At 73.6% G+C, this 10,963-nt stretch carries 6 protein-coding genes; 3 read left to right on the top strand and 3 right to left on the bottom strand.

Annotated features, from left to right (window positions below; all coding sequences use genetic code 11):
- The first annotated feature begins 48 nt into the window (after positions 1-48).
- Positions 49-2,760, top strand: coding sequence for an nSTAND1 domain-containing NTPase (locus AC156L_RS06450; RefSeq protein WP_330876355.1), 2,712 nt, complete (start codon positions 49-51; stop codon positions 2,758-2,760).
- Between the two features lie 103 nt (positions 2,761-2,863).
- Here AC156L_RS06450 and AC156L_RS06445 read toward each other — a convergent pair whose 3' ends face one another.
- The gene (locus AC156L_RS06445; RefSeq protein ID WP_330876354.1) at positions 2,864-6,022 is read right to left on the bottom strand and encodes a S8 family peptidase; all 3,159 of its coding nucleotides are present in this window, start codon (positions 6,020-6,022) and stop codon (positions 2,864-2,866) included.
- Between the two features lie 274 nt (positions 6,023-6,296).
- Here AC156L_RS06445 and AC156L_RS06440 point away from each other — a divergent pair, with 274 nt between their 5' ends.
- Positions 6,297-6,647: an AQJ64_40280 family protein gene (locus AC156L_RS06440; RefSeq protein ID WP_330876353.1), complete on the top strand. Its 351-nt coding sequence runs from the start codon at positions 6,297-6,299 to the stop codon at positions 6,645-6,647.
- Positions 6,648-6,663: 16 nt separating this feature from the next.
- Here AC156L_RS06440 and AC156L_RS06435 read toward each other — a convergent pair whose 3' ends face one another.
- Entirely contained in the window at positions 6,664-7,863 is a 1,200-nt protein-coding gene (locus tag AC156L_RS06435) for a serine/threonine-protein kinase (protein WP_330876352.1), read from the bottom strand.
- Between the two features lie 408 nt (positions 7,864-8,271).
- Between AC156L_RS06435 and chvE the strand changes: the two genes are divergently transcribed.
- Positions 8,272-9,399, top strand: a complete 1,128-nt coding sequence (gene chvE / locus AC156L_RS06430; RefSeq protein WP_484406676.1) for a multiple monosaccharide ABC transporter substrate-binding protein — start codon at positions 8,272-8,274, stop codon at positions 9,397-9,399.
- Positions 9,400-9,442: 43 nt separating this feature from the next.
- On the opposite strand, the gene AC156L_RS06425 is transcribed toward chvE, so the two are convergent.
- Positions 9,443-10,768: an extracellular catalytic domain type 1 short-chain-length polyhydroxyalkanoate depolymerase gene (locus AC156L_RS06425; RefSeq protein ID WP_330876350.1), complete on the bottom strand. Its 1,326-nt coding sequence runs from the start codon at positions 10,766-10,768 to the stop codon at positions 9,443-9,445.
- Positions 10,769-10,963 lie beyond the last annotated feature (195 nt).

The following is a 10,963-nucleotide window of genomic DNA, read 5'->3' as shown; positions in this document are numbered from 1 at the left end:
CGTGCGTGATCCCCCTCCGGGAGGATCGAGGTGGAGGAGGGAGGAGCGGTGCCACGTCTGGAACGTCCGCTGGTCGGGGAGGACACGCCGGTCCTGCGGTTCGCCGAGGACCTGCGGCGGCTGCGGCGGGGCGCGGGGCTGCCGTCCTACCGGGAGTTGGGGCGTCTGGCCAACTACTCGCCCGCCGCGCTGTCGGAGGCCGTGGCCGGACGCAGGCTTCCCAGTCTGGCGGTGACGCGGGCGTTCGTCCGCGCGTGCGGGGGAGACGTCGAGCGGTGGACGGCCCGGTGGCGGGAACTGGCGGTCGAGGAGCCGGACCACGGGGACGCCCCCTACGTGGGGTTGGCTGCCTACCAGGTCGGTGACGCCGAACGCTTCTTCGGTCGTGAGGCGGACGTGGGCAGGGTGCTCGCGCTGGTGCGCGAACGACCGTTCGTCGGGCTGTTCGGCGCGTCCGGTGCGGGCAAGTCGTCCCTGCTGAGGGCGGGCCTGGCCGCGCGGTGGGGCGAGCACGTGGTGATCACGCCCGGTCCGGACCCGATCACCGAGCTGGCGGTGGCGCTCGCGGGTCGTCGGTCGGCGGTCGACGTGCGCGCCGAACTCGCCGCCGATCCCGAGCACCTGCGTGTGCTGCTGCGGCAGAGCGGGGACGGTCCGCTGCTGGTGGTCGACCAGTTCGAGGAGGTGTTCACGCTCTGCGGGGAGGCCGACCGGCGGTGGCTGGTGCGGGCGCTGACCCACGGCGCCGGGGCCGCCCGCGTCGTCATCGGGGTGCGCGCCGACTTCTGCGGCCACTGCGCGCGCCACCCCGAGCTGGTCGAGGCGCTGCACCGCTCGCAGGTGCTCGTCGGTCCGATGAGCGCCGAACAGGTCCGCCGCGCGGTCGTCGAACCCGCCGCCCTGCGGGGGGTCTCCCTGGAGAACTCGTTGGTGGCACGCCTGGTCGCCGACGTCGCGGGCGGGCCGGGCGCGCTGCCGCTGGCCTCGCACGTGCTGGTGGAGACGTGGCGGCGGCGGCGCGGCGCGGTGCTGACGCTCGCGGCCTACGAGGACGCGGGCGGTGTCGAGCACGCCCTGGCGCGCACCGCCGACGACGTCTACCACGCGTTGTCCGAGCAGGAGAGGCAGGCGGCACGGCAGGTGTTCCAGCGGCTGGTCGCCCCCGGTGACGGCACCGAGGACACCCGTCGCCGCGTCGTCCGCGCCGAACTCGACGCGGACGACGCCCTCCTGGACCGCCTCGCGGCGGCCCGGTTGGTGACCCTCGACCGCGACACCGTCGAGTTGACCCACGAGGCGCTGCTGCGGGCGTGGCCCAGGCTGGCGGGCTGGCTCGACGAGGACCGCGAAGCCCTGCGCGCCCACCGCGTGCTGACCGGCGCCGCCGACGCCTGGCGGGCCCACGACCGCGATCCCGACGTCCTGTACCGGGGCGTCCACCTCGACCAGGCGCGCCGCCTGGCACCCCGGCTCAACGCGGCCGAGCGCGAGTTCGTCGACGCGGGCGTGGCCGCCGAGCGCGACCGGGAGGCGCTGCGCAGGCGGGGCGTGCGCGGGTTGCGGCGACTCGTCGCCTGCCTCGCCGTGCTCGTCCTGCTGCTCGCGGTCACCGCCACCTACGCGGTCACCGCCCAGCGCGCCGCCACCCGTGAGCGCAACCAGGCGTTGTCGTCGCGCGCCGCCGACACCGCGCTGGGACAGCTGACCCGCCCGCGTGAGGCCGCCGCGCTCGCGCTGGCCGCGTACCGCGTGGCACCCACCACCCGCGCCCGCGACGCGCTCCTGCTCGCCCGCGCGGCGGGGACCGCGACCACCCTGGGCGACGGCTACACGCGGGTGCCCGACAGGGTCGCCGTGACCAACGAGACCGACGCCGAGTACACGAGGGTGGCCTTCTACCGCCTCTGGGTCGGGGAGGGGGCGGACCGGCGGCGGGCGGGCCGGATCGAGGTGCCGCGCGACGGGTACCTGTACCTGCTCAGCTCCGACGGGCGCACCGCGCTCACGATGATCGGCGCCGACGAGTTCGAGGTCTGGGACCTCGGCGACCCCGACGCGCCGCGCCGGACCGCCACCATGACGGGCTGGCCGCTGCCCCTGGGCGTCGACGGGGCGGGCACCCTCATGGCCGCCGTCGAGGACGGCGCGGCGGTGCGCTGGCGGCCCGGCGACACCACCAGGGTCCGCCTGCCGGGTGGCGGCGTGGAGAGCGCCGTGCCGTTGGAGGACGGCACCGGCGTGGTCGTCGTGCGCCGCGACGGCGACCGCCGCGAGGTGGAGGTGCGTTCCCTGGACGGGCGGACGACCCCGGTCCTCAGCCGCGAGGCCCGGCTCGCCGTGGTAGCCGGGCCAGGGGGCAGGCTCGCCGTGTCCGACCGCGACAGCGGGCACGTCACCGTTCTCGACCTCGCGGACGGGCCCAGGACCCTCGTGGAGGCGGACGGGGTTCCGGAGCAGGCGGTGGTCGAGTTCTCCCGCGACGGCGGGACCGTCACCGCCGTGCACCGCGACTCGGTGCGGCTGTGGGACCTCGACGGCGGCCGGGAACCGCTGTCGCTGCGGGTGCCGGGAGCGGAGTTCGCCTACGCGCGGCACGAGCCCGGCAGCGGTGAGCTGCTGCTGGTGGCCACGCGCGGCGGGGCGCTGTGGCGGCTCGCGGTGGAGGTCGACCCGGTGATCCGCGAGGTGTGCGCCGACCCGGCCGCCGTCGACTGGGAGGCGCACTTCCCCGGCGTGCCGCGACGACCGCTGTGCCCGTGATGACCGTTGTGGCCGTGGCGACCGTTGTGGCCGTGGCGACCGCTGTCCCCGTCATGGCGCCGGGCGGAGCCCCTTCGCCCCGCCCGGCGCCCTTCGCGGGCCGTCAGCCGAGCCGGTACGCCCGGATCACGGTCTGGTCCAGTTCGCCGCCCCGGTCGTCGGACGCGCGCACCCGCAGCGAGACGAACGTCCCCGCGCCCGCCCGGTTGCCCACCAGCGCCGTGCGCCCCAGGACCGGGACGCTCGTCCAGCTCGCCCCGTCGTCGTGGGAGACCTCGACGCGGAAGTCGTGCAACGGCGGGTTGTCCACGCCCGGCTGCTGGTCCACCACGAGCGGCACGCTCAGCGGACGGTTCGCCGGTGCGCCGCCCGTGCGGTCCAGCACCGGCGTGAACCGCACCACCGACATCGGCAGCCGCCGTTCACCGGGTGTCGTGGTCGAGCGGAACGTCCAGTCCACCGCGACGTGCGTGCTGAGGTCCGAGACCTCCGTCGACCGCGTCGCCTCGGCGCGTGCCCGGAGCACACCCGGTCCCGGTGGAACGGTGAACACCCCGAACCCGGCGCTGTCGTTCTCACCCACCAGCACCCCGTCGCGGTACAGGGCCGTCCGCGCGGAGGTGACGGGGGAGTAGCCCTGGTTGCCCTCGCGGTCGCCGAACGGCGACAGCGACACCTCGACCTCGTCGCCGGTGCGGGTCAGGCTGGGGGAGCCGTCGTTGTACATCACCGGTCCGACGACGGGCGCGCCGAAGGAGCGTTCGTGGGTCCGGCCCGCGCGGTACCGCTCCTGCTTCCCGACCATGAACGTCCCTCCTCCGGAGAACAACGGGAGCCAGGCGGTGCCCGGTGTCGCGTACCTCGTCACGGTGCGGGTGGGGGGCACGTCCGTCAGGAGGACGGGACCGAGCGCCCCGGACCGGGACACCAGGACGTCCATGACGGTCTGCTGCTGCCCCCGCGGTTCCAGGGCGATCGTGGTGCGCACCTCCGCCAGGTCCGATCCGCGCGGCCTGCGCACGAACCCGTCGGGCACCCGGCCCTGCTCGGTCCACCCCAGGACGTAGGACGCGGACGGACCGGTGAGCTCCGCGGTCACGAACACGTCCAGTTCGCCTGCGGGCAGCGGTGGTCCGGCGTGGCCGACCCGCGTTCCCCCAGGGAAGCGGCCGGGGTACACGACGGTCAGGTCCGTGCTGCTCCCGCCGAGCCTGCGCGCGACCACCAGGCGGTGCGGACCGGCCACCGCGGCCGGATCGGGCGCGACCACCTCCAGCGGCCCCGCCGAGCGCGCGTCCAGGACCACGTGCGTCGGTCCGGCCACCCGCAGGTCCGGTCTGGTGATGATGGTGTGCGGGCCCTCCTGCGGGCCCAGCAGCACCTGCGCCAGGTAGTCGCCCCCCGGCAGCCGCGCGGAGCCGGCCCGCAGGTAGGTGGACGCGCCGGTGGCCACGTTCGTCACGACCGTGGACGTTCCACCGCCGGGCGCGCCGGGGAAGTCGAAGGTGACGGGGTAGCTCTCCACCTCGCGGTTCATCCCGACCGGTGTCCGCAGCACCTCCGCGCCGCCCGTGGTGGCCACCACCGACCCCGAGTACACGCCGTCCACGGGTCCCCGCCGCGCGTCACCGGTCACGGCGACCTCGGCCGTGCCGCCCGCAGGGACGGTGATCCTGGCCGGGGACACCGAGAACACCGGGTGTTCCGCGCCGTCCGGACCACGCGTCCGAACCGACAGGTCCAGCGCGGCCGGTTGGGCGCTGTCGTTGCGGTAGAGCAGGGGTGCCACCACGGGCACGTCGTCGTCGTGAGGCCACTCCTGGAGGCCGAGGGCGACCGACGCCGGTTCGCTGGTGATCGTCGTGGACAGGGCGGCGGCGACGTCCAGCCTGCCGGAGCCCTGCTCGAAGACGCCCAGGCCCCGGTTCGGCCGCGCGGAGGCGGTCAGCGCCGACTTGAGCCGCGCGCCGTTCCAGTCCGGGTGCCGCTGCGCCAGCAGCGCCGCGGCGCCCGCGACGTGCGGGGAGGACATCGACGTGCCGGACAGGCTGGTGTGCTCCTGGTCGGCGGGCAGGCCGGGTATCCAGCCGGTGCTCGCCCTGGCCGCGACGACGTCCACACCCGGCGCGGTGATGTCGGGTTTGACCGCGCCGTCCGGCACCCTCGGGCCACGGCTGGAGAACTCGGCGAGCGAGTCGTCGCGGTCCACCGCGCCGACCGTGAGCGCCGAGCCTGCGGTGCCGGGGGACATCACGGTGCCCGCGCCCCCTCGCCCCGAGTTGCCCGCCGAGACGACGAACAGCGTGCCGTGGCTCGCCGACAGGGCGTCCACGGCCGCCTCGACCGGGTCGACGTCGTCGGTGGGGGTCAGGCCGAGGCTGACGTTGACCACGTCCGCGCCCTGCTCCGCGGCCCACCGCATCCCCTCGATGATGACCGACTCCGGGCACGACCCCTCGGCGTCGCAGACCTTGGCGTCGAGCAGCCGGGCGTCCGGAGCGACGCCCCGGTAGGGCGCGCGGTGGCTCGCGATCGTGGCCGCGACGTGCGTGCCGTGGCCGTAGTGGTCGACCCCGTCCTGCTCGTGGGTGAAGTCGCGCTCGGCGACCTCGCGCCCGACCAGGTCGGGGTGATCTCCCTGCACGCCGGTGTCGACCACCCCGACCGTCGCGCCCGCGCCCGTCAGCCCCGCCGCCCACGCCGCCGGAGCGCCGACCTGGGCGGTGCTGCGGTCCAGCAGCGGGCGGGCGACCCCGTCCAGCCACACCTTGCCGGTGCCCTCGGGCAGCTCCCGCCACCCGGTCGCCTTCGGCACCTCGGCCGCCACCGCGTCCACGGTCGGCAGCGCCTCGGCCGCCACCGCGCCCGACGGCGGACCGCCGCCGGTGACGATCACCGGAACCGTGTCGCGCCGCGCGTCGTCGTACCCGGCCTCGACCAGCCCGGTGACGTCGAACAGCCGCTGGTCCACCCGTCCCCCGGCCAGCTTCCCCGCCACGTCGGAGGGGACGACGCGCACGCGGCCCGCGTGCCGGGTGACCTGGAACGAGATGCCGTCCCGGTGGGCGCCTGGGGTGGCCGAGACGAGCCGGTCGCCGTCGAGGACGACCTCGTCGCCGGTGACGAGCGTGACGGTCTTGGGAGCACTCGCCCGCACGGTGCTCGTCGTGCCCGGTGCGGTCCTGTCCGGAGCCGCGTGCGCGGGGGCCGCCGCCCCCGCCAGTGCGGAGGCCAGCACCAGCGCGACCGCTCTTCGTGCCACGGGGATCTCCTCGTCGTCGGGGAACCCGTGCCGAGGACGGTGGACGCGACACGGGGTTCCCGAGTCAAGCGGCGGAGCGGGTGTTCAGGTTCGTCGCCGGTGCGCTGAACAACGTTTTGTGGTCACCGCCGCGGCGAAGGGAGCAGTCGTGGCGCGCCGTTCGGACGAGACGGGGGTGAACCGAGGGGGATCCCTGATGCGGAGGGCCGTCGGATCGGGTTCGGTTGGCGCTGACGAACGCCCCCGACGAGAGAGCGCGGTTCACGTGGAGATGATGATCGACTGGATCCCGGCGGACGAGCGACTGCCCTTCGACGGCGCGGGCGTCGTCGCGGCCGTCACCGGTCGCTACCCCGCCGAACCCGGCGCGGACCCGGTGACGGGTCCGGAGTTCTGGATCGTGCTCCCGATGTACTTCCGCGACGTCCATCCCGTGGAGGAGACGGGGGAGGTCGTCCTGAACTGCTTCGTCGACTCCGACCGGGTGCTCCGCCGCCCGCCCGGCGGGGGGACCGACGAGGTGGTGACGCACTGGGCCTACTGGCCGAACCTGCCCGGCACCGACGTGCGGAAGATCGTCGGCGAGGGTGTCGGCCCCGCCCTTCGCGCCGTGTCCGACCAGTAGGCGGGCGAGGACCCGGTCAGGGTTTGCCCTTGTGCGCGGCGCCGGGAGGAGCGGGCTTCTCGCCCTTGCCCGGTCCGTTCCCCTGACCGGGGCCCGGACCCGCGGCCTGCTCGGGCCTCTGCTGCCGCACGGGCGCCTGAGCGGGGGCCTGGGCGGGCGCCTGCGCGGGTTCGACCACGTCGTGGGTCGGCTGGGGCGTGCTGGGGATCGCGACGAGTTGTGCCGGGGTGTCCGTCACCGCAGGCGTCGACACGGTGGACGGGACCTGCTGGACGACGGCGGCACCGGGGGAGTCGGACGCTGGTGCGGTCGGACCGGAGGCGAGGGCGCAGCCGACGCCGATGGCTCCCAGCAGACCCGCGGCGGACGCGATCAGCGCCCTCCCGCGCGGCAGCGGCGGGACGGCCGACACGGCGGTGGGCCGTTCGGCGCGGAGGGCTTCCGCGCAGTGCCGGGCGGTGGGGCGGTCGTCGGGGGACCGCGACGTCATCAGCGTCAGCAGCCGCACGAGGTCGGCGGGCAGGTGCTCCGGGACCACCGGGGACCGGTGCAGGCGGGACACGATGGTCTCGACGTCGCTGCCGGTGTACTCGCACCGGCCGGTCAGGCACTCCAGCAGCACCAGCCCGAGGGCGTAGACGTCGGCGGCGGAGTCGACCTCGGCGCCGCGCACCTGCTCCGGGGCCAGGTAGGCGGCGGTGCCGACGATCAGGCCGGTGCGGGTGAGCCGCGTGCTGCCGACCGAGTGGGCCAGCCCGAAGTCGGCGAGGTACGGCGTGCCGTCGTCGTCGAGCAGGATGTTGGAGGGCTTGACGTCGCGGTGGACCACACCGCGGGCGTGCACGTGGGCGAGGGCGTCGGCCACGGCGGCCCCCGTCGACCTGACCTCGTCCACGGGCAGCGGACCGTTGGCCATGCGGTTGCGCAGCGTGGGTCCGTCGACCAGGCGCAGCACGACGAACGACGTCCCCGCCCACACGCCTGCGTCGTAGACGGACACCAGACCGGGGTGGGACAGGCCCGCCAGGGTGCGGACCTCGTTGTCGAACCGGCGGACGTTGTCGAGGTCGGCGGTCGCCGTGAACAGCTTGACGGCCACGGGTCGCCGCAGCCGGGTGTCCCAGGCCCGGTGCACCACGGCCATGCCGCCCGCCCCGATCACCTCGGCCAGTTCGTACCGGTCGGCGAGCAACTCGCCGTTCTCGGGCAGCGGCACGGCCCACACCTCTCGTCGCGACCGGGACAGGCCCGGATTCCCCGCTCACGGGAGGCGCAAACCGCTGTCGGGCGACCTGGTGCCGGGACACCCGGCGAGCGCCGGTCCGTCTCCGGGGGAGCGTCCACCCCGGACCACCGGGCACGGGGGTCCGCGCGCGACTCGTCGCCCGAGGCGCGATCCGGTTCGGTCGCCGTTGAGACGGACTCCTTCCGACGACCTGGATGTTAGCGATAACATCGGCGGTGGCGACCCGTGCGGACCACGGTGTCACGTCAAGACGACCGATTCCCTGGCACGCACGCGGTTCGAGTCGGCGACGTCGTCGGTCGACTCCTCGAAAGCTCCGCGGCGGTGCGCACGTGCTGGAGGCCGACGACAGGACGTTCCGAACCCCTGGAGGGAACGATGGAGTTCACCCGTGCCGCCGCGATGGGTGGCGCTCTGGCGCTCACCGCGGCGCTGTGCGCCTGCGGCTCGTCGACCAAGACGGTCGACCAGACGGTCGAGGCCGGGCCCGGTTCCGGGTCTCTGGTCGGCGTGACCATGCCGACCAAGTCGTCCGAGCGGTGGATCCACGACGGCGACAACATCAAGGCGGCGCTGGAGGAGCAGGGCTACCAGGTCGACCTCCAGTACGCCCAGGACGACATCCCGACGCAGGCCAACCAGATCGAGAACCAGATCACCAAGGGCGCCAAGGTGCTCATCGTGGCCTCGATCGACGGCAAGGCGCTCACCACGCAGATCCAGCAGGCGGCGGACAAGGGGATCCCGGTGATCTCCTACGACCGGCTGATCCTCAACAGCCCCGACGTCGACTACTACGCCACCTTCGACAACTTCAAGGTCGGTGTCCAGCAAGCCCTTTCCCTGCTGACCGGCTTGGGGCTGAAGAAGGCCGACGGCTCGGACGGCGACGCCAGGGGGCCGTTCAACGTCGAGCTGTTCGCGGGGTCGCCGGACGACAACAACGCGACGTTCTTCTTCAACGGCGCCATGTCCGTGCTCCAGCCGTACCTCGACAACGGCACGCTGGTGGTCAAGAGCGGCCAGAAGGACTTCACCACGATCGCGATCCTGCGCTGGGACCCGGCCACGGCGCAGCGGCGCATGGAGGACGTCATCACCTCCAGCTACGGCGGCGGCGCGCTGGTCCAGGGCGTGCTCTCGCCGTTCGACGGCCTGTCCATCGGCATCCTGTCGGCGCTCAGGAGCAACGGCTACGGCAGCGGTGATCGGCCCTACCCGATCGTGACCGGTCAGGACGCCGAGGTCGCCTCGGTGAAGTCGATCGTGTCCGGTGAGCAGTACTCCACCATCTACAAGGACACGCGCCAGCTCGCCGACGTCGCGGCGAAGATGGCCGACGCCGTGCTCAAGGGCGAGAAGCCCGAGATCAACAACCCGACCGACTACGACAACGGCCAGAAGGTCGTGCCCGCGTTCACCCTCCCCGTGGTCACCGTCGACAAGGCCAACTACCAGGAGGTCCTGATCGACTCCGGCTACTACACCGCCGACCAGATCAGGTAGTCGTCGCGGGCCGGGTCTCGGGTGAGACCCGGCCCGCGCCCGATCAGGCCGTGGAGCAGGCCGAGCCGTTGAGCGTGAAGGAGGAGGGCGTGGCGGTGGTTCCGTTGTGGGTCGCCTGGAAGCCGATGTCGACCGAGCCCCCCGCCGGGATCGTGGCGTTGTAGGAGGCGTTGCGCGCGGTGATCTGCCCGGTGGTCGGCGAGAAGGTCGCGTTCCAGCCGGAGGTGATGGACTGCCCGCTGGGCAGGGCGAACGCCAGCGACCAGCCGTTGATCGCGGTGCCGCCGGTGTTGGCGATGGTGATGCTCTCGGTCAGGCCGGAGTTCCAGGCGTTGACCTTGCTGGTGACCTTGCACGAACCGGTGCCCGGCTGCGTGGTGGTCGTCGTGGTCGTTGTCGTCGTGGTGGTGGTCGTGGTGGTGGGCTCGCCGGAGCCGGTGAGACCGAAGAAGGCGACGGCCTGCGCCGCCATGCCGGTGGACGGGAGGCTGTGCCCGGCGCCCTGGACGCTGTACGCCTCGACCTGCGTGGTGCCGGAGGTGTTGGCGTAGCGGCGCCGGTTCCAGCCGGGCTGCGGGGTGTCGGTGGACGTCGGCGTCTGGCTCAGGCCGAACACGTCGGTCCACTGCTCGATCGCTTCCTGGAGCAGCGAGTACGGCACGAGGGTGTCGTTGGTGCCGTGCCACAGCTGCACGCGCGGGCGTGGTCCGGTGTAGCCGGGGTTGGCCTGCCGCACCGAGTTGCCCCACTGCTGGGGTGTGCGGTTCGCGCCCCCGCCACCGGTGCACCGGCTGCTGCCGGGCGGGTAGTCGGCGGCGTTGGCGAAGCAGTCGAAGGGCACGCCCATGAACGCCGCCCCGGCCTTGAAGACGTCCGGGTACACGGCGAGCATGTGGTTGGTCATCATGCCGCCGGAGGACGACCCGGTGGCGAAGACCCGGTTCGGGTCGCCGCCGTAGCGCTGCTGGACGTAGGTCACCATCGAGATGATCGAGACCGGGTCGCTGCCGCCGCCGCGGCGCTTCGAGGCGGCGGACCAGGTGTCGAAGCACTTGCCGAACCCGGCTTCCTGCTGGGCGCTCGGGTAGATGACGACGAACCCGTGCCGATCGGCCAGCGAGGCGAACTCGCTGCCGGAGTAGAAACCGGGGCCGGAGCCGCCGCAGCCGTGCATGGCCACCACGATCGCCGGGTTGGCCGGTCGGGAATCCGGTGCGTAGACGTGCATCCGCATCCCGCCGGGGTTGTCGCCGAAGCTGGTGACCTCGGTCAACGACGCCGCGGACGCGGGAGCGGGTGCGGTGACGGCGAGACCGCCGACGGCCAGCGAGGTCACCGCGAGGAGCAGCAGACTGAGTTTGATCTTCATGTGCTTGTCCTTCGTTCCGCGCACGTCCGCCTGGGAACCCAGTGCGGCCGAACGGGAGGTCCACGGGTGGGGTGCCCCGGCAGGCACGAACTCCGGCTGGTCGAGTCGAAGACCATCGTGTGACACTTAGCCTGCCTGCCGGCCGAAAGACTGTCAATCAACCATTTCGACGGGCGCGTGCTCCACTCGGAGCCG

The organism is Umezawaea sp., assembly GCF_057122925.1.
The sequence above is the reverse complement of the archived record's forward strand: the minus strand, read 5'-3'. Positions and strand labels throughout refer to the sequence as shown.